The organism is Microvirga sp. VF16 (assembly GCF_016864375.1).
In the GTDB taxonomy this organism is placed as follows: Bacteria; Pseudomonadota; Alphaproteobacteria; order Rhizobiales; family Beijerinckiaceae; genus Microvirga.
In genome coordinates, this window is record NZ_CP069354.1 from 1,785,409 (window position 1) to 1,804,201 (window position 18,793).

An 18,793-nucleotide genomic window follows, 5' to 3' on the forward strand; every position below is an offset into this window, starting at 1 on the left:
ATCGCACCCTAGCGCTTCACGGGGAACAGGCCGGAGGGGCGGAAGAACAGCACCGCGGCCATGAAAATATAGATCAGCATCGGGGCGAGGGCCCGACCGGTCTGGCTCGCCGCCGCAGGGTCGAGGAAAAGGCGCAGCAGGTTCGGCGCGAAAGTGCGTCCGACCGTATCCACGAGCCCGATCAGAAGGGCTGCCAGAAACGCGCCGCGGATCGAGCCGATGCCGCCGATCACGATGACCACGAAGGCGAGGATCAGGATGTTGTCGCCCATGCCCGGCTCGACCGAGAGGATCGGGGCCACCATCGCGCCAGCAAAGCCCGCGAGCATGGCGCCGAAGCCGAACACGATCATGAACAGTCTCTGGATGTTGACGCCGAGCGCCGACACCATGGAGGCGTTGCTGGCCCCGGCGCGCACCAGCATGCCGACCCGCGTGTGATTGACGAGAACATAGAGCAGGGCGGCGACCACGAGGCCTGCCGCGATGATCGCAAGGCGATAGACGGGATAGAGCAGGCCGTTCGCGATCTCGACCGAACCCGAGAGGATTTCGGGAACGGGAACGCTTAAAGGAGCCGCACCCCAGACGAACTTGACGCCCTGGTTCAGGAACAGGATCACGCCGAACGTGGCGAGCACCTGATCGAGATGGTCGCGATCATAGAGATGCCGGAACACCAGCACTTCGAGCAGAAGGCCGAAGGCCAGCGCCGAGGGCAGGGCGAGAAGCAGTGCCCAGCCGAAGCTTCCGGTCCAGGCGCTAAACGCCGCCACCAGATAGGCGCCGACCATGTATTGCACGCCGTGCGCGAGATTGATGAAATCCATCACCCCGAACACCAGGGTCAGCCCGGCGGCGATGAGAAAGAGGATGAGGCCGAACTGAAGGCCGTTCAGCGCCTGGACGAAGAGGAGTGTTGCGGTCATCGACACGTCACTTGCGGAAGGCCTTCATCAGCCGGGCCTCCGCTCGGATACTCCCTGCATGAGAGTATCTTCATCGTTTGCAGATGGAGACCGATCTGCCCAAGCACGGCCAAGGCAAATCGGTCCTTGTCAGTGCATCTCAGTTCGTCGGCGTGCATTCCTTGGCATAAGCATCCGTATAATCGTCGAACACCTTTTCCACGATCTCGGTCTGGAACTTGCCATCCGGGCGCTTGGCGGCCTTCACCAGATAGAAGTCCTGGATCGGGAAGCCGTTGGTGCCGAACTTGAAGTCACCGCGCAGGGACTTGAAATCGGCCTTCTTGATGGCAGCGCGCACGGCGTCCTTGTCCATCTTACCGCCGGTCGCCTTGAGCGCGCTGTCGATCAGCAGGGCTGCGTCATAGGCGTGCATGGAATAGGAACCAGGCACGGAATTGTAGGCCGCCTCGTAGGCCGCAACGAACTTCTTGTTCTGCGGGGTGTCGAGGTTCGGAGCCCAGTTCGAGCCACCGAACATGCCGATGGCGGCATCCTGCTGCGCAGGCAGGGTCGATTCATCGACCGTGAAGGCGGACAGGAAGGGGATGCGGTCGGCGAGGCCCGCCGCGCGGTATTGCTTGACGAGGTTCACGCCCATGCCGCCCGGCATGAAAGTGAAGATCGCGTCAGGCTGCATGGAGGCGATCTTTGCAAGCTCGGACTGGAAATCGAGCGTGTTGAGAGGAACGTAGGATTCCTCGACGATCTCGCCCTTGTAGTGGCGCTTGAAGCCGGCGAGCGCATCCTTGCCGGCCTGATAGTTCGGTGCCAGCAGATAGACCTTCTTGTAGCCGCGGTCCTGCGCCACCTTGCCGAGAACCTCGTGGTTCTGATCGTTCTGGTAGGATGTCGCGAAGAAGTACGGGTTGCAGCTCTTGCCTGCGAGGTTCGAGGGGCCCGCATTGGTGCTGATATAGAATGTGTTCGCGTCCACGATGGGCTTGTGGACGGCAACGGCCACGTTCGAGAAGATCGGGCCGACAACGAAGTCCACCTTATCGCGCTCCAGGAGACCCTTGACCTTCGTTACGGCCACGTCGGGCTTCAACTCGTCGTCGACGACGATCACTTCGACATCGCGCCCGCCGAGCTTGCCGCCGAGGTCCTTCACCGCAAGCTGGAAACCGTCACGGGCCTGCTGGCCGAGCACGGCCGACGGGCCGGAGAGGGTCAAAAGCAGTCCAACCTTCAGCTTCTCCTGCGCCATGGCCGGTGCGGCAGCCAGGCCAAAAGCCGCTGCAAGGCCAAGGGTTTTGATCGTCACGTTCATCATAGTCTCCCGAGTGGCTGTTCCCTGCGCACATTTGCTGTGCTGCGTGATTGTTCCCGACGGGACGTGAGACGCCTCGACGGACAAGTCGGCGATACTCTGCCGCAAAACTTTTCTGCCGAACACTCCCTTTGTCGGAGCTTTTCCCCCGGCGTCCCCAGTCTTTCCTCAATCTTTGGGATTGCCAAGGATTATTTTAAGATTAAAATATTTTTCAGGTTCTTCAAGCGGATTGTTCCGCAGGGGAAAGCAGGCGAAATGACGAGCGCGTGATTGGCGGTAATGGGCAGCGATACGGAGTTCGCCGCGGCGCGCGGCTCCAAATATGAGCGCCCCAAACCAGCCAAGCTTAGCGAGCTCCGTTCTCCTGCAGCATAATAAGACAGAGGAGCGGACGATGGCGGACACGGCGCATGTGGATACCTTCGCGAGGGATAATCTTCCGCCTCGGGATCAGTGGCCGACCTTCCAGTTCACCCGCCCCGAGCTCCAATATCCCGAGCGGCTCAACTGCGCGGTGGCCTTTCTCGACCGATGGGTCAATGAGGGGAGGGGGGACGAACCTTGCCTCATCAGCCCGACCGAGACGCTCACCTACCGCGCGCTTCAGGAGCGCGTGAATCGGATCTGTAACGTGCTGATCCACAGGCTCGGCTTCGTGCCGGGCAATCGCGTTCTGCTGCGCTCTGCCAACACCCCGATGATAGTGGCAGCCTATCTGGCAGTCCTGAAGGCTGGTGGCGTCGTCGTGGCGACCATGCCGCTCTTGCGCGCCAAGGAGATCGCTTATCCGCTGAGGAAGGCCGAGATCACCATCGCTCTCTGCGATCATCGCCTCTCGGAGGAAATGGAGCGCGCCAGGACGATGGCGCCCAGCTTGCAGCATGTGGTCTATTGGGGATCGGGCAAGCCCGACAGCCTCGAGGCCCTGCTCGCCGAAGCCTCGCCGGATTTCGAAGCCGTCGATACGGCAGCGGACGATGTCTGCCTGATCGGCTTTACCTCCGGCACGACGGGCGAGCCGAAGGGCACCATGCATTTCCACCGTGACATGCTGGCGATCTGTGACGGCTATGCCAAGAATGTGCTGCGGCCGGGGCCGAGCGACCGTTTCATCGGCTCTCCACCGCTCGCCTTCACCTTCGGCCTCGGCGGCATCGTGCTGTTCCCCATGCGTGTCGGCGCTTCGACGGTGCTGCTGGAGAAGGCCGGGCCTGACGACCTTCTGCCGGCCATCATGCAGTATCGGGCGACCATCTGCTTCACGGCGCCGACCGCCTATCGCGCCATGCTGTCGAAGCTGGAAGGGCGCGACATCTCGTCCTTGCGCAAATGCGTCTCCGCCGGCGAGCCGCTGCCGAAGGGCACCTTCGAGGCCTGGAAGGCGGCGACCGGCATCAGCCTCATGGATGGGATCGGCGCCACCGAGATGCTGCACATCTTCATCGCCGCGACCGAGGACGAGATCCGTCCCGGCGCGACGGGCAGGCCCGTTCCAGGCTACGAGGCGAAAGTCGTCGACGACGAGGGGCGCGACCTTCCGCCCGGCAGCATCGGCCGCCTGGCCGTGCGCGGGCCGACCGGATGCCGCTATCTCGCCGACGAGCGGCAGCGTAAATACGTGCAGGACGGCTGGAACATCACCGGCGATACCTACCTCATGGATGATGACGGGTACTTCTGGTACCAGGCCCGCTCCGACGACATGATCATTTCCGCCGGGTACAACATCGCCGGTCCGGAGGTCGAGGCCGCGCTCCTCATGCATCCGGCCGTTGCCGAATGCGGCGTGGTGGGGGCGCCCGACGATGGGCGCGGAACGGTGGTCAAGGCCTATGTGGTCCTGCGTCCCGGCCATGTCCCGGGTCCCGAGCTGACGAAGGGGCTGCAGGATCACGTGAAGACGGAGATCGCGCCTTATAAGTACCCGCGCCTCATCGAATTCGTCGAGGCTCTACCGCGCACCCAGACCGGCAAGCTGCAGCGTTTCGAGTTACGCCGTATCGCCCAGGAGGCCGAAGGTCACCACGAGGCGATGAGTGCCTGAACGCGTCGTCAACCGGATTGCACCAGTTGATCAAAAATTATTTTAAGCTTAAAATAATAAATGCAAATTCTCGGGTAGGATTCTCATGAAGACGGCGATCATCGGCGGCGGCCCGGCAGGGCTTTATTTTGCGATCCTGCTGAAGAAGCTTCGGCCGGAATCGGACATCACGATCTATGAGCGCAACCGCGCCGACGAGACGTTCGGATTCGGCGTCGTGTTTTCCGATGCTACCCTCGACAATTTCGAGAAGTACGATCTGCCGGGCTATCAGCGGATCGTCCGGGAATTCGCCTATTGGGACGACATCGCGATCCATTTTCGCGGCACCGAGCACCGGATCGGCGGCAATGGCTTCTGCGGCTGCTCGCGCCGCACATTGCTCCTCATCCTGCAGGATCGTGCGGAAGAGCTTGGTATCCGACTGCGCTACGAAGTCGACGTGGATGACGAAAGCCTGTTCGCGGATGCGGATCTCGTGGTCGTGTCGGATGGCATCAACAGCCGTTTCCGCGAGCGCTATGCGGACCACTTCCAGCCGGAGGTAGATCTGCGGCCCAACAAGTTCACCTGGATGGGCTCCACCAAGCCGCTCGATGCCTTCACCTTCATCTTCCAGGAAACGGAATGGGGACCTTTCATCGCCCATGCCTATCAATACGAGGCGAACCGCTCGACCTGGGTGTTCGAGACCGATCCCGAGACCTTCGAGCGGGCAGGGCTGAAGGACAAGAGCGAGACCGAGTCGGCGGCGCTCATGGAAAAGATCTTCGGCTGGTTCCTCGGCGGCCACCGCGTCCTTACCAACCGCTCGATCTGGCGCAATTTCCCGATGATCCGCAGCAAGCGCTGGGTCATGGGCAACAAGGTGCTTCTGGGCGATGCCAAGGCTTCGGCGCATTTCTCCATCGGCTCCGGCACGAAGCTCGCCATGGAGGACGCCATCGCGCTGTTCGAGGCCTTCCGTCGCGATCCGAGCGTTGAGGGTGCGCTGTCTCTCTACGAGACCGGGCGGCGCGAGGAGGTCGAGAAGACGCAGCATGCGGCCGACGTGTCTCTCGTCTGGTTCGAGCACGTGGCGCGCTTCTGGGATTTCGATCCGGTGCAGTTCGCCTTCGGCGTCATGACCCGCGCCAAGGCGATCACCTACGACAACCTGCGTCTGCGCGCGCCGGATTTCGTCGAGGCCGTCGACAAAACCTTTGCGAGGCAGGTACAGCAACAGGGCTTCGACGTTCCGGTCGACAACCCGAGCGCACCGATGTTCCAGCCCTTCCGCCTGCGGGAGATGACTGTCGCCAACCGCGTGGTCGTCTCGCCGATGGACATGTATTCGGCGAAGGACGGCGTGCCGGGAGATTTCCATCTCGTCCATTACGGCTCACGCGCCTCGGGCGGTGCGGGACTGATCTTCACGGAAATGACCTGCGTGTCGCCGGAGGCGCGCATCACGCTCGGCTGCACAGGTCTGTGGAACGATGAGCAGGAGGCTGCCTGGAAGCGGATCGTCGATTTCATCCATGCCAATTCGGGGGCCAAGTTCTGCCTGCAGCTCGGACATTCAGGTCGCAAAGGCGCAACCAAGCTCATGTGGGAGGGCATGGATCGGCCGCTTGAGGAGGGCGCCTGGGACATCTGCTCCGCGTCGCCGATCCCCTATTTCCCGGACAGCCAGGTACCGCGCGAGACGACGCGCGCCGACATGGATCTCATCAAGGCGCAATTCGTCGAGGCGGCCAAGCGCGGTGAGCGCGCCGGGTTCGACATGCTCGAACTGCATTGCGCCCACGGCTACCTGATGGCGAGCTTCCTCTCGCCGCTCACGAACCAGCGCACGGATGAATATGGCGGTTCTCTCGAAAACCGGTTGCGGTTCCCGCTCGAGGTGTTCGATGCCATGCGCGAGGTCTGGCCCGCGCACAAGCCCATGTCGGTGCGCATTTCCGCGACCGATTGGGCGGAGGGTGGCGTGACGGGTGACGATGCGGTCGAGATCGCGCGCGCCTTTTCCGAACATGGAGTCGATCTCGTCGATGTCTCGACGGGCCAGACCGTGCGCGAGGCGCGGCCGATCTACGGGCGCATGTTCCAGACGCCGTTCTCCGATCAGGTGCGCAACGAAGCGCAGGTCGCCACCATGTGCGTCGGCAACATCACGGCGGCCGATCAGGTGAACACGATTCTCGCCGCAGGCCGCGCGGATCTCGTTGCGCTCGGACGGCCGCATCTGGTCGATCCGTTCTTCACCATGAAGGCCGCCGCCTGGTATGGCGCCAAGGACATTCATTGCCCGCCGCAATATCTCGTCGGCAAGGACCAGATCTTCCGCAACTCCGTGCGTGACCGACAGGATCTCGAAGAGCTTAAAGTCAAGGCAAAGCCGAAGACCCGGGCGGAGTTGAAGATGGAGGCCGGCGAGAAACCTCTCGCGGCGGAATGAGATGACCATGACAAATCTCAAGGGCCGGCATGCCTTGGTCACCGGCGGCGGACGGGGGATCGGCCGCGCCATCGCGGCAGCGCTCGTACAGGCTGGCGCGACCGTCACCATCGTCGGGCGCTCTCCCGCGTCGCTCGAACAGGCGATCGTGCAGGGCGATGCCCATGCCGCTGCCGTTGCCGATGTCACTGATGCGCAGGCGGTGCAACGAGCCGTTCAGGAGGCGGTAGCGCGCTATGGCCCTGTCGATCTGATAATCGCCAATGCGGGAGCCGCTGCCTCAGCGCCGTTCATGAAATCGGGACCTGACATTTTCCGGCAGATGCTGGACGTGAATCTGCTCGGCGTCACCAACATGGCGCAGGCGGTGCTGGGTGCCATGACGGAGCGCGGCTTCGGGCGCATCGTCGCCGTGGCCTCCACTGCGGGTCTCAAGGGCTATCCGTATGTGAGCGCCTATTGCGCCGCCAAGCATGCGGTCATCGGCTTTGTCCGCGCACTCGCGCTTGAGACGGCGAAGAGCGGTGTCACGATTAATGCCGTGTGCCCTGGATTTACCGATACCGATCTCGTGGCCGAGAGCCTTGATCGGATCGTGGCGAAAACGAACAGAACCCGTGACGAGGCGCTTGGCGAGCTCGTGAAGCACAATCCGCAGGGGCGGTTGATCGATCCCTCGGAGATTGCCGATACCGTGCTCTGGCTCTGCAGCGAGGGTGCGCGCTCCGTGACGGGGCAGGCCATCGTGGTGGCCGGTGGAGAAATCTAGAGATGGACGACCATGCAATTCCCCTCGACGCCGAGACGAAGGCGGTCGAGATGCCCGAGGATCACAGGGAGGAGCTGCGTCTGTGGCTGCGGCTTCTCACCTGCTCGACCCTGATCGAAGGGGAGGTGCGCCGCCGCCTGCGCGAGCGCTTCGACGTGACGCTTCCCCGCTTCGACCTGATGGCGCAGCTCGACAAGGTGCCGAATGGAATGACCCTGTCCGATCTCTCGAAGCGGATGATGGTTTCGAACGGCAATCTCACCGGCCTCGTCGACCGGCTTGTCGCGTCCGGCCATGTGGCTCGAACCGTGTCGCCGACGGACCGACGGGCCATGGTGATCAGCCTGACTGATGAAGGTCGCGCCGAATTCAGGACGATGGCAGGCGAGCATGAGCATTGGATCGCCGATCTCTTCGGCGACCTCAGTGCGAAGGATCGCAACGATCTCATGCGGCTTCTCGCGAGGACCAAGCTGTCGGCACGTCGTGCCATCATGGGAGACGACCAGTGACGCAGTTCGCCAATTCAGTCACCCTGCCGCTGGCAGGCTACGAGCCGCGTCATTTCCTGCTGACGGTTGACGGACCGGTCGCGACCGTCACGCTCAATCGCCCGGACAAGAAAAATCCGCTTACCTTCGAGAGCTATCGCGAGCTGACCGATTTCTTCCATGCCTGTGCCAAGGACGATGACGTCAAGGCCGTCGTCATCACGGGAGCGGGTGGCAATTTCTCGTCCGGCGGCGATGTGTTCGAGATCATCGGCCCGCTCGTCGAGATGGATACCAAAGGGCTCACCGCCTTCACGCGCATGACGGGTGAACTGGTGAAGGCCATGCGCGCTGCGCCGCAGCCCATCGTCGCGGCGGTCGAAGGTATCTGCGCGGGAGCCGGTGCCATCGTGGCCATGGCGTCGGATCTACGTCTTGCGGCACCCGGCGCGAAGGTGGCGTTCCTGTTCAACAAGGTCGGCCTTGCTGGGTGCGACATGGGTGCCTGCGCCATTCTTCCGCGCATCATCGGCCAGGGGCGTGCGTCGGAACTGCTCTATACCGGGCGCTTCATGAACGCGGAGGAGGGTGAGCGTTGGGGCTTCTTCAGCCGTCTCGTGGAAGCCGGCGGCCTTGTCGAGGAGGCTCAGGCGCTGGCCCACACGATCGGCACCGGGCCAACCTATGCCAATACTATGACGAAGCGCATGCTCGCGATGGAATGGGCGATGTCCGTGGAAGAAGCGATCGAGGCCGAAGCCGTGGCGCAGGCCTTGTGCATGACGACGGAGGATTTCGCCCGCGCCTATCGCGCCTTCGCGGCGAAAGAGAAGCCGATCTTCAAGGGAGATTGACGTGATCGATGCGAGCTTTCTCTCCTGGCCGTTCTTCGAAGATCGCCACCGGCAGTTTGCCGGTGACCTGAATGCCTGGGCTGCCAGGGAGATCAAACCGCTCGTCGATCATCACGATGTGGATGCCTCGTGCCGTTGCATCGTGCGCCGCTTGGGCGAAGGCGGATGGCTCAAGGCTGTGGTGCCGCAGGTCTATGGCGGTCTCTATCCTACCTTCGATGTGCGCACCTTGTGCCTGGCACGGGAAACTTTCGCAGCTCACGAAGGCCTGGCGGATTTCGCCTTTGCCATGCAGGGCCTCGGCACGGGCCCGATCACCCTGTTCGGTTCGGATGCGCTCAAGGAGCAATACCTGCCGCCGGTCGCGCGCGGAGATGCCATCGCGGCCTTTGCGCTCTCGGAGCCCGAGGCTGGATCGGATGTGGCGGCCATGAGCACCACGGCCACGCCGGATGGCCCCGGTCATGTGCGGATCGACGGCGTGAAGACCTGGATCTCCAACGGCGGGATCGCGGATCATTATGTGGTCTTCGCCCGTTCCGGCGAGGCGCCCGGCGCGAAGGGCCTGTCCGCCTATGTGGTCGATGCGCAAACGCCTGGATTGAGCATCGAGAGCCGCATCGATGTCATCGCGCCGCATCCGCTTGCCACCCTGAGGTTCGAGGGCTGTCGTGTGCCGCTTGCGAAGCGCATCGGCGGTCCAGGAGAAGGTTTCAAGGTCGCCATGGCGACGCTCGACGTGTTTCGCTCGACGGTCGGAGCCGCGGCGCTCGGACTAGCGCGCCGCGCTCTGGCCGAGGCACTGCAGCATGCATCCTCGCGCAAGCTCTTCGGTGCGCCTCTCAGCGACTTGCAGATGACTCAAGGAGCTCTCGCCGATATGGCGACTGGCGTGGACAGTGCTGCGCTGCTCGTCTATCGCGCGGCCTGGACCAAGGATCAGGGAGCGCCGCGCGTGACGCGCGAAGCGGCTATGGCGAAGATGTACGCGACGGAAACGGCGCAGGGCGTGATCGACAAGGCCGTGCAGATTTTCGGCGGTCTTGGCGTCACGAAGGGCGTGAAGGTCGAAGAGCTTTATCGGGAAATCCGCGCCCTTCGTATTTATGAGGGCGCTACCGAGGTTCAGAAGGTCGTGATCGCGCGCGAGCTCGTGAAGATGCTGGAGGCACAGCGCTCCAGCGACCTTGGCACCGTGTCCGGTCAATAAAGGGAGGAACAACAATGACCGCCGCTCTGGAAGGCACTCCCATGCCTGGCATCGACGATGGACCAGAAGTCCTCAATCCGAAACACTGGCCGACGCCCAAGGGCTATGCCAACGGCATGATGGCCGAGGGCAGGATCGTCGTCACGGGCGGCATCGTCGGCTGGGATGAGAAGGAAGCCTTCGCCGATGGATTCGTCGCGCAGGCCCGTCAGATCTTCGAGAACATTCGTGCCATCCTGGCCGAAGGAGGAGCAGAACCCCGGCATCTCGTGCGCTTGACCTGGTATGTGGTCGATATCGACGAGTACCTCGCCAATCTCCGTGAGCTGGGCCGTGCCTATCGGGACGTGTTCGGCGCCCATTACCCCGCCATGGCTCTCGTTCAGGTCGTGCGGCTCGTGGAGAAGGCTGCGCGGATCGAGATCGAAGCGACGGCTGTCGTTCCGAGTAAAGGTTAGCAAAGAGCAATTAAGGAAGAGGGCAGAATTTCACCGATAGCCGAAGTCGCTGCGACAAAACGGCAGTGTTGCAAGAATGCCTGCTTCTTGCACATCTTTCATCTTGCCTGGAAAAACGTCGTATTTGACCTAGTATTACATTGCGGGTCTGAGCTGAATTGCGCCTGAGATCAGGTTTATCTTCAGGCCTTCCATGCTGTCCTCCAAAGCCGACCGTTTCAGTGTTCAGCCGGCAGGCGAACTCGCCGACGATGCCGAGATGTTCGAGCTGGCGCCCGTTTCCCTCTGGCTAGAAGATTACAGCGGCCTCAAGGCGCTTTTCGAACGCTGGCGTGCGGAAGGCGTGACCTCGCTGCGGGACTATCTCCTGGAGGACACGACTCGTGTGGAGGCCTGCTCCAGTCTGATCCGCGTCATCAAGGTGAACCGCAAGACCCTCAGCTTGTATGAAGCCGAAGGCCTGCCGCAGCTGGTCGACAATCTCGGCCGGATTTTCCGCAATGACATGCTGAAAACCCACATCGAGGAGCTGGTGCAGCTCTGGGACGGTCAGACGGAATTTTTCAGCAACACGGTGAATTACACCCTGTCGGGAAAGAGACTTGACATCCAGCTCAAGGGTAGCGTTCTGCCTGGGCACGACGAACGATGGGACCGGGTTCTGATTGCCATCGAGAACGTGACCGAGCGTGAGACAGCTCGCCGACAGCTGGCGACGAGCGAGACTTACGCCCGGGGCCTGTTCGAGCACTCGCCCGTGTCGCTCTGGGTGGAGGATTTCAGTTCGGTCAAGCGGCTACTCGACGACGTGCGCCGGCAGGGAATCACCGATTTTCGCGTGTTCACGGATGTTCATCCGGAATTCGTCACCCGCTGCATGAGCGAGATCCGCGTGATCGACGTCAACCGGCATACGCTCGAGCTCTTCTCCGCGCCCGACAAGCAGACCCTGCTGCTGCGCCTCGGCGACGTCTTCCGCGACGAGATGCGGGAGCATTTCAAGGAGCAGCTGATCGATCTCTGGAACGGAAAAACTTTCCAGCAGCGCGAGGTCGTCAATTATTCCCTGTCGGGAGACGAGCTGCACCTTCATCTGCAGTTTTCCGTGCTGCCCGGCTACGAGAAGGATTGGTCGCTGGTCCAGGTGGCGCTGACCGATATCACCGCGCGCAAGCGTGCCGAGGCCTATCTTGAATATCTCGGCAAGCACGACGTTCTGACCAAGCTTTACAATCGTTCCTTCTATGTCGACGAACTCAACCGCCTGGAGCGCAAGGGGCCGTTTCCGGTCACCGTCGTCATTATCGATCTCAACGGCCTGAAGGCCGCGAACGATCAGCTCGGCCACGCCGCAGGCGACGCATTGCTGCGCCGTGCCGGCGAGGTGCTGAACAAGGCGGTCGACAAGCCATCCTATGCCGCGCGTATCGGCGGCGACGAGTTCGCTCTGCTGTTGCCGGGAACCGATGAGCGCGACGGCAAGGTCGTGATGGAGAGTATCGAAAACCTGCTTGAGGTGAACAACCAGTTCTACACCGGTCTGCCACTCAATTTCGCCATGGGCGCTGCGACGAGCCAGCCGGGCGAAAGGCTGGAAACCGTCGTCAAGCGCGCCGATCTCCTGATGTACGAGGCCAAGCGCGCCTATTATGCGGCCGCCGCGGAGTAACGCTTCCGTGTCATCCCCGGCGGTCCGCAGGACCGGGAAGGGGATCCATGCCAACGCTCAGCGCTATGGATTCCCTTCCCCTCCGCTTCGCTTCGCTGCGCTCCGGCCGGGAATAACACTGCGGCAGTCCTCACATCGAAATCACCGGCACAAGGCCGGTGATGACGGGCGGGAATAAGGAAGTTCTCACAAACCGATCTCAACGATTTTGGCCGTTGTCTGTCCAATCGGCACCACGTCGCCGATCTCCTTCCCCATGAGTTCCTGCGCCAGGGGCGAAACGTAGGATAGACTCCCTTTGGCCGGATCGGCTTCGTCCTCACCGACGATCCGGTAGGTCTGGCGCCGTCCGTCCTCGCGCTCGAAGGTGACGCGCGCGCCGAAGCGGACATGAGCGGTGTCCGTGGGAGGCGGCACCACCTCCGAGGATGCCCGGCGGGCGGACCAATAGCGCAGGTCGCGGTTGAGACGCGCCACTTCGGCCTTGTCATCAGCGGATTGAGCTTCGTCTAGGCGCTGATGCAAGGCCTCGATTTCCGCATCCATCTGGGCCAGACCCGAGGGTGTGACGAGATGATGCGGACTGATCATCCGGTCCGGAAGGTCCTCGAAGGCCTCACCACCCTCGATTTCACGAACAAAGGCACGGCTCATTACGTCTCCTCCGCTCTTTGCAGAGGAAACGGTTCGAGGTTGCCGAAGGTTTCCCGACCTAACCTTTATTGCTTGGCTTGCCGCAGGCGCCCGACGATGCCGCCCGGGAAGGCATAGACGCTGATGATGAACAGCGCTCCGAGCCACAGGAGCCAGCGATCCGGGTGGATGAGGTTGGGCAGGAGCGGGATGCCCGCCAGGGCCGCGCTCCCGGCGCCCATCAGCACCTGCAGATAGCTCTGGGCCAGGACGAACAGCGCGGCGCCGATGACTGCGCCGTACATGGTGCCCATGCCGCCGATCACGACCATAAGCAGGATGTCGACCATGATCGAGAAGGAGAGGGTGGTGTCGGGCCCGTTATAACGCAGCCACAGGGCCATGAGCGCGCCGGCGATGGTCGCGGCGAGCGCCGAGATCACGGAGGCTGCCGTGCGATAGGCGACGACGCGATAGCCGAGCGCCTCTGCCCGGAACTCATTCTCACGGATTGCCTGGAGCACGCGCCCAAAGGGCGAGTTCACGATGCGCAGGAGAACGAGGAAGACAGCGAGCGAGACGAAGAAGACGAGATAATAGGCGAGGAGCCGCCCGTTGATTGCCGTGCCGAAGAGGGGCTCGGAGAGAAGACGGAAGGCGGGGCGCAGCGCCTGCGGCAGCTGGAACGACAATCCATCTTCACCACCGGTGATGTTCGACATCTGCGAGGCGAAAACGGCGGCGGCCGAAGCGACCGCTAGAGTGATCATCGAGAAGAAGATGGCGCGCACCCGCAGCGACAGGAGACCGATGGCGACGGCCAGCACGGCGGACAAGGCGAGGGCCGATATGAGCCCGACGGCGGCCGAACCCCAGGTCGGGCCCAAGCGCTCGAGCGCAATGGCGATGCCGTAGCCGCCGATTCCGAAGAACATGGTGTGGGCGAAGGACACGATGCCGGAATAGCCGAGCAGAAGGTCATAGCTCGCGACCAGTACGATGAAGACGCAAATCTTCGCCGCCGTGCCCAAGGGCTGACTGCCGGAGAACAGGAACGGCGTCGCGGCGAGAAGCAGCAGGATGGCGAGCAGGATGACGCTCAGCACCTTTGAGCGCGGCATGTCCGAGGACAGGATCGCGCTTAAGAAACCGCCGCGTCGGCGCGTCTCGTCGAAGGGAAGGGCGAGGGAAGTGCTCATCGGCGGGCCACCGGAAACAGGCCCTGCGGACGCCAGATCAGGACGAGGGCCATGACGAGGATGTTGGAGATCAAGGCGAGCTTGGGCTCGATGAAGCCGACATAATTGGCGACCAGCGCGACGAGGAGCGAGCCGACGAAGCAGCCGCCGACGGATCCGAGGCCGCCGATGATGATGACAATGAAGACCAGCACCATCACTTCCATGCCCATGCCGGCAGTCAGCGTCTGGCGATAGAACGCCCACATGACGCCGCCGAGGCCGGCGAGAGCGGAGCCCGCGATGAAGACGCTGACGAAGAGGCGGCGGATGCGGTAGCCGAGAGCCTCAACCATCTCGGGGTTCTCGACGCCGGCCCGGATCAAAAGGCCGATGCGGGTGCGGTTGAGCAGAAGCTGCATGCCGAGGAAGACCACGAGCCCGATGACGACCGCCACGACGCGGTAACGCTCCATGACGATGTCCCCGAACACGAAGGCGCCGCGTAGCGACTGCGGCAGCGGGATCGGGATCGGCGAGGCGCCCCAGATCGCATGGATCGCCTGCTCGGTCACGATCAACCCTCCCATGGTGACGAGGATCTGCTTCAGGTGGCTGCCATAGACCGGGCGCACGATGACGCGCTCGAACACGGCGCCGACCACACCGGTTACCGCCATGGCGCACAGGATGCACAAGAGCAGTAGCAGAAGATTCAGGCCGATGGAATCCGCCGTCGCCCAGCCGGCGAGCGGCCCGAGCACGAGGAGCGTGGCGTAGGCACCGAGCGAGATGAAGACGCCGTGGCCGAAATTGATGATGTCCATCAGGCCGAAGACGAGAGTGAGGCCCGAGGCCATGAGAAAGATCATCATGCCCATGGCAAGCCCCGCCACGGTGAGCGTCACCCATGTCGAGGGACTGCCGACGAAGGGCAGCGCCAGGAGGGCGAGGGCCGGGATCAGGAGGAGGGGCAGCCAGTCCGTCTTGGCGCGCGGCAACTCGGTCGGGGCCGATGTTTCAGCGGTCATGTCGCTCATTGGTGCGCATCCAGAGAGAGGCCGAGCAGGCGCTGCTGCAGGGGTTTGTCCTCGACCAGCTCGCTCATGGCGCCGAAATGCACGATGCGCCCGTCATCCATGACGACCACGTTGTCGCCAAGCGCCGAGGCGGCATAGAAGTTCTGCTCCACGAGCAGGATCGTCTCGCCCGCCGCTTTCAGCGCCTTAAAGGCCTCGATCATGGATCGCACCATCACGGGTGCCAGGCCCTTGGTCGGCTCGTCGATGAGCAGAAGGCGGCGCGGCTCGGCGATAGCGCGGGCGATGGCGAGCATCTGCTTCTGGCCGCCGGAGAGATTGCCGGCCGGCAGGTTCCAGAAGCGCTTGAGAGCCGGGAACAGGCCGAGGATCCAGTCGAGACGGGTCTTGTTGACCGGCCCGCTGCGCGCGGCGAGCACGATGTTCTCGCGCACTGTCAGGTCGGTGAAGATGCCCATGGCCTCCGGCACATAGGCGATGCCGGAGCGCGCGATGTCAGGCGTGGAGCTTGCGGTGATGTCGCGGCCGTCGAAACGGATGCAGCCGGAGGAGGCTTGCCACAGGCCCATGATGGTGCGCAACGTCGTCGTCTTGCCGGCGCCGTTGCGGCCGAGCAGCATGGTGAGCTCGCCGGCGGGGACAGTGAAGTCCACGCCGTGGAGGATGTGATAGGGACCGATATGCGTATGCACATCCGATAATTGGAGGAGGGGCTCAGTCACGGGTGGCCTCCACGCCGAGATAGGCTTCTTGCACTACCGGAGAGGCAATGACCTCCGCAGGCTCGCCGTCGGCGACGAGCGTGCCGTTGTGCAAAACGATGATGTGGTCGGAGAGCGAGCGGACCACGTCCATCTTGTGCTCGACGAGAAGCACCGTGGCATCGCCGCGCTGCTTGATGTCGTGAATGAGCTCGAGCACGGTCGGCACCTCGTCGACGCTCATGCCGGCGGTCGGCTCGTCGAACATGAAGACCTTGGGCTCCATGGCGATGAGGAGCGCCACTTCGAGCTTGCGCTGGTCGCCATGCGAGAGAGCCTTTGGGGCGATGTGGCGCTTGTCGGCAAGGCGCACCCTTTCCAGGATACTTTCCGCCTTCTCGATCAGATCGCGGCGCGTGTTCCACACATTGAACAGGGCCCAGCCCGCATCGGCGCGGCTCTGCACGGCGAGGCGGACATTCTCAAGCGCCGTCAGTTGCGGGAACAGGTTGGTGAGCTGAAACGCGCGGCCGAGTCCGCGCCGGGTCCGCGTGGAGGGCGGCAATCCCGTGATGTCCTCGCCTTCGACGATGACCTGTCCGGAGGTGGCGCGCAACTGGCCGGAGATGAGATTGAAATAGGTCGTCTTGCCGGCACCGTTCGGTCCGACAATCGCCGTGAGCGTGCCGGGGGTAAACCGGCACGACACGTCGTTGACGGCCACATGGCCGCCGAAACGAATAGTAAGCCCGCGCGTTTCAAGCGCGGGCGTCGTCGTCGTTGATGACGTCACAGGTCTGATCAGCGCTTGTTGCGAACCGGGACCGGCATCTTATCGGCTGGGATGACGCCGACGAGGTCGAGCAGGTCGTTCGCGTCCTTGCCGTTGGCCTTGACCTTGAAGTGATACATCTCCTGCAGGGCCTGATGGTCTTCCTTGCGGAAGGTCATGGGACCCTTCGGCGTCTCGAAGGTCATGCCTTCCATGGCCATGATTAGCTTCTCGGTATCGGTGCCGCCGGCTTTCTGGATTGCCGTGACGGCGGCGGAGGCGGCTGCGAAGCCGCCGGCGGTGAAGAAGTCCGGCGGCGCGTTGTAGCGCTTCTGGTGCTCGGCCACGAGCCAGTCGTTCATCGCGTTCTTCGGGAAGGCATAATAGTAATACACCGCGCCTTCCATGCCGGGATAGTTCTTGTAGATCTGCATGGCCGGCAGGATGTTGCCGCCGGGCGCAATCTCGATGCCGAAGCGCTCCGGCTTCAGATCGGCGATCTTCGGCAGCGGGTGCTGTCCGGCCCAGATGATGTTGATGATCTTCTTGCCCGGCTTGTCCTTGAGCGCATCGAAGATGCGCTGGGCGGAAGCGGTGAAGTCCGTGGCGTTCTGCGGTGCATATTCCTCGAACACTACTTTCGCATTCGGACGGATCTCGGCGAGCGCGTTCTTGAGAGCTGCAACGCCGTCCTTGCCGAAGGCGTAATCCTGCGCGAGGGTCGCGATCGAGACGTCACCGCTTGCTGGAACGGCGGCTGCAGCGCCATAGGCGTCCTGGGTCGAGTTGCGCGCGGTGCGGAAGATGAAGCGGTTCCACTTCTCGCCGGTGATCGCGTCCGCCACGGCGGGCTCCACGATCAGCACCTTGCCGTTTTCCTCGGCTACCGGCAGCATCGCGAGAGCCGCCGCGGACGACGTGGTGCCGACCGCGAGATCGACATCGTCGTCGGTATAGGCCTGCTCCAGCAGGGTCTTGGCGAGATCGGCCTTGAGCTGGTCGTCCTTCACGATCACGTTGATCTTGCGGCCGTTGACCGCCATCGTGCCCTTCGTGAGATATTCCAGGCCCATCATGAAGCCGGCTTCGGTCTGCTTGGCATAAGCCTCAAGCGGACCCGTCTTGCCGGCGATCAGCGCGATCTTGATGTCTTGCGCGAAGGCCGCGGACGCAAAAAGAATGCCTGCCGCAGCGGCAGCGAATGTAAGCTTCAGGCGCATCGAACTCCCCATGTTTTATGGGGTCATTGACTGCGTCGCCAAGCTAAGTGTCAAGTTCGACTCTCGGACCATCCGCAGGGAAAATGACACAAGGTTGCCGGACCGGATCAGGCTTCTGGCAACACCGGCGTTTCGATATCCTTCGCCTCGCGACCGCGCCGCGCGGCTTCGCGTTCCAAGAGGATCAGAACCACTCCGGCGCCGCAGATCACGGCGGCGCCGACGAGTGTCCAGAATCCGACGATGTCGCCGAAGAACAGGTAACCCAGTATGATGGCCCACACGATCAGCGTGTACTGATAGGGCGCGACGACCGAGGCCGGTGCGATCTTCAGCGAGCGGTTGACGCAGACATGGGCCGCCATGGAGACGATGCCGAGCAGGAACAGACCTGCGAGATCGAGCGGACCGGGCGTCACCCAGGCGAGAGGGGCTGCAACGATGCCGAAGATCAGCGTGCCGAGAATCTGTCCGAAGACGAGCGTCGCATCATCTGTTTCCCGTAATTTGCGGGTCGTGATCATCAGGAGCGAGTAGAACAGGCTTCCCGCGAGCGCGATGAGAGCGGGCAGGGACAGGGTGGCAGGGGACGGACGTAGAGCGATGAGAACGCCGACGAACCCGACCCCGATGGCGAGGACACGCGGCTTGTCGATCTTCTCGCCGAGCCAGAAGGTCGCGAAGGCCGCCACATAGATCGGCCCGGCCAGATAATAGGTCATCACGTCCGCCAGGGGCAGGTAAGTGACCGCCCAATAGAAGCAGGCGACTTCAAGCGTCGAGAGGATGATCCGCACCGCGTGCAGGCCCGGTTGCGGCGGAATGGCGAAGGGGACCTTTCGCTGCCGCATCAGGGGCAGCAGAATCACCAAGGCCGCAACGCTGCGCAGGAGCAGGACCTGGCCGACGGAATAGGTGGCGACGAGCCACTTTCCCATGACGTCGTTCATGGCGAACATAAAGACGCCGAGCAGCATCAGGCCGATGCCGACAAGCGTGCCCGAGCGCACTTTAGGCGCGGAAGACGAAGCGGAGTGACTCATGGGCCGGATCAATGAGGGAAAAATAAC

General features: G+C 62.7%; 17 protein-coding genes. 8 read left to right on the plus strand and 9 right to left on the minus strand.

Going from position 1 to position 18,793, the window contains the following annotated elements:
• Positions 1 to 8: 8 nt before the first annotated feature.
• Positions 9 to 929, minus strand: a complete 921-nt coding sequence (locus JO965_RS08430; protein ID WP_203443230.1) for a branched-chain amino acid ABC transporter permease — start codon at positions 927 to 929, stop codon at positions 9 to 11.
• Positions 930 to 1,068: 139 nt separating this feature from the next.
• Complete coding sequence (locus JO965_RS08435) at positions 1,069 to 2,241, minus strand: ABC transporter substrate-binding protein (RefSeq protein ID WP_203444110.1); 1,173 nt, start codon at positions 2,239 to 2,241, stop codon at positions 1,069 to 1,071.
• Between the two features lie 397 nt (positions 2,242 to 2,638).
• Here JO965_RS08435 and JO965_RS08440 point away from each other — a divergent pair, with 397 nt between their 5' ends.
• The 8 genes from JO965_RS08440 (at position 2,639) to JO965_RS08475 (ending at position 12,179) form a co-directional block, all read left to right on the plus strand.
• On the plus strand, positions 2,639 to 4,288 hold the full coding sequence (locus JO965_RS08440; RefSeq protein ID WP_203443231.1) for a benzoate-CoA ligase family protein: 1,650 nt from the start codon (positions 2,639 to 2,641) through the stop codon (positions 4,286 to 4,288).
• A gap of 85 nt (positions 4,289 to 4,373) precedes the next feature.
• Positions 4,374 to 6,728: a bifunctional salicylyl-CoA 5-hydroxylase/oxidoreductase gene (locus JO965_RS08445; RefSeq protein WP_203443232.1), complete on the plus strand. Its 2,355-nt coding sequence runs from the start codon at positions 4,374 to 4,376 to the stop codon at positions 6,726 to 6,728.
• A 1-nt stretch (position 6,729) separates the two neighbouring features.
• Positions 6,730 to 7,497 carry an SDR family NAD(P)-dependent oxidoreductase gene (locus tag JO965_RS08450; RefSeq protein ID WP_203443233.1) on the plus strand — a complete coding sequence of 256 codons (768 nt, stop codon included), beginning with the start codon at positions 6,730 to 6,732 and terminating at the stop codon, positions 7,495 to 7,497.
• A gap of 2 nt (positions 7,498 to 7,499) precedes the next feature.
• Positions 7,500 to 8,009, plus strand: a complete 510-nt coding sequence (locus tag JO965_RS08455; protein ID WP_203443234.1) for a MarR family winged helix-turn-helix transcriptional regulator — start codon at positions 7,500 to 7,502, stop codon at positions 8,007 to 8,009.
• Entirely contained in the window at positions 8,006 to 8,842 is an 837-nt protein-coding gene (locus tag JO965_RS08460; RefSeq protein ID WP_203443235.1) for an enoyl-CoA hydratase family protein, read from the plus strand. The genes JO965_RS08455 and JO965_RS08460 overlap by 4 nt, the downstream gene beginning before the upstream one ends.
• 1 nt (position 8,843) lies before the next feature.
• Positions 8,844 to 10,052, plus strand: a complete 1,209-nt coding sequence (locus JO965_RS08465; RefSeq protein ID WP_203443236.1) for an acyl-CoA dehydrogenase family protein — start codon at positions 8,844 to 8,846, stop codon at positions 10,050 to 10,052.
• Positions 10,053 to 10,066: 14 nt separating this feature from the next.
• On the plus strand, positions 10,067 to 10,510 hold the full coding sequence (locus tag JO965_RS08470) for a RidA family protein (RefSeq protein WP_203443237.1): 444 nt from the start codon (positions 10,067 to 10,069) through the stop codon (positions 10,508 to 10,510).
• A 193-nt stretch (positions 10,511 to 10,703) separates the two neighbouring features.
• Positions 10,704 to 12,179 (plus strand): sensor domain-containing diguanylate cyclase, encoded by a 1,476-nt coding sequence (locus tag JO965_RS08475; protein WP_203443238.1) that lies wholly within the window; start codon positions 10,704 to 10,706, stop codon positions 12,177 to 12,179.
• A gap of 186 nt (positions 12,180 to 12,365) precedes the next feature.
• Here JO965_RS08475 and greA read toward each other — a convergent pair whose 3' ends face one another.
• The 7 genes from greA to JO965_RS08510 form a co-directional block, all read right to left on the minus strand.
• Positions 12,366 to 12,833: a transcription elongation factor GreA gene (gene greA / locus JO965_RS08480; RefSeq protein WP_203443239.1), complete on the minus strand. Its 468-nt coding sequence runs from the start codon at positions 12,831 to 12,833 to the stop codon at positions 12,366 to 12,368.
• Positions 12,834 to 12,898: 65 nt separating this feature from the next.
• Positions 12,899 to 14,011 (minus strand): branched-chain amino acid ABC transporter permease, encoded by a 1,113-nt coding sequence (locus tag JO965_RS08485; RefSeq protein WP_371826849.1) that lies wholly within the window; start codon positions 14,009 to 14,011, stop codon positions 12,899 to 12,901.
• Positions 14,008 to 15,030, minus strand: coding sequence for a branched-chain amino acid ABC transporter permease (locus JO965_RS08490; RefSeq protein WP_203443240.1), 1,023 nt, complete (start codon positions 15,028 to 15,030; stop codon positions 14,008 to 14,010). The genes JO965_RS08485 and JO965_RS08490 overlap by 4 nt, the downstream gene beginning before the upstream one ends.
• A complete protein-coding gene (locus JO965_RS08495; protein WP_203443241.1) occupies positions 15,027 to 15,752 on the minus strand; it encodes an ABC transporter ATP-binding protein in 726 nt (241 codons plus the stop codon). Before JO965_RS08495 ends, JO965_RS08490 begins: the two co-directional genes overlap by 4 nt.
• The gene (locus tag JO965_RS08500; protein WP_203443242.1) at positions 15,745 to 16,524 is read right to left on the minus strand and encodes an ABC transporter ATP-binding protein; all 780 of its coding nucleotides are present in this window, start codon (positions 16,522 to 16,524) and stop codon (positions 15,745 to 15,747) included. Before JO965_RS08500 ends, JO965_RS08495 begins: the two co-directional genes overlap by 8 nt.
• A gap of 8 nt (positions 16,525 to 16,532) precedes the next feature.
• A complete protein-coding gene (locus JO965_RS08505; protein WP_203443243.1) occupies positions 16,533 to 17,723 on the minus strand; it encodes a substrate-binding domain-containing protein in 1,191 nt (396 codons plus the stop codon).
• Positions 17,724 to 17,830: 107 nt separating this feature from the next.
• A complete protein-coding gene (locus tag JO965_RS08510) occupies positions 17,831 to 18,766 on the minus strand; it encodes a DMT family transporter (protein WP_203443244.1) in 936 nt (311 codons plus the stop codon).
• Between the last annotated feature and the right edge of the window lie 27 nt (positions 18,767 to 18,793).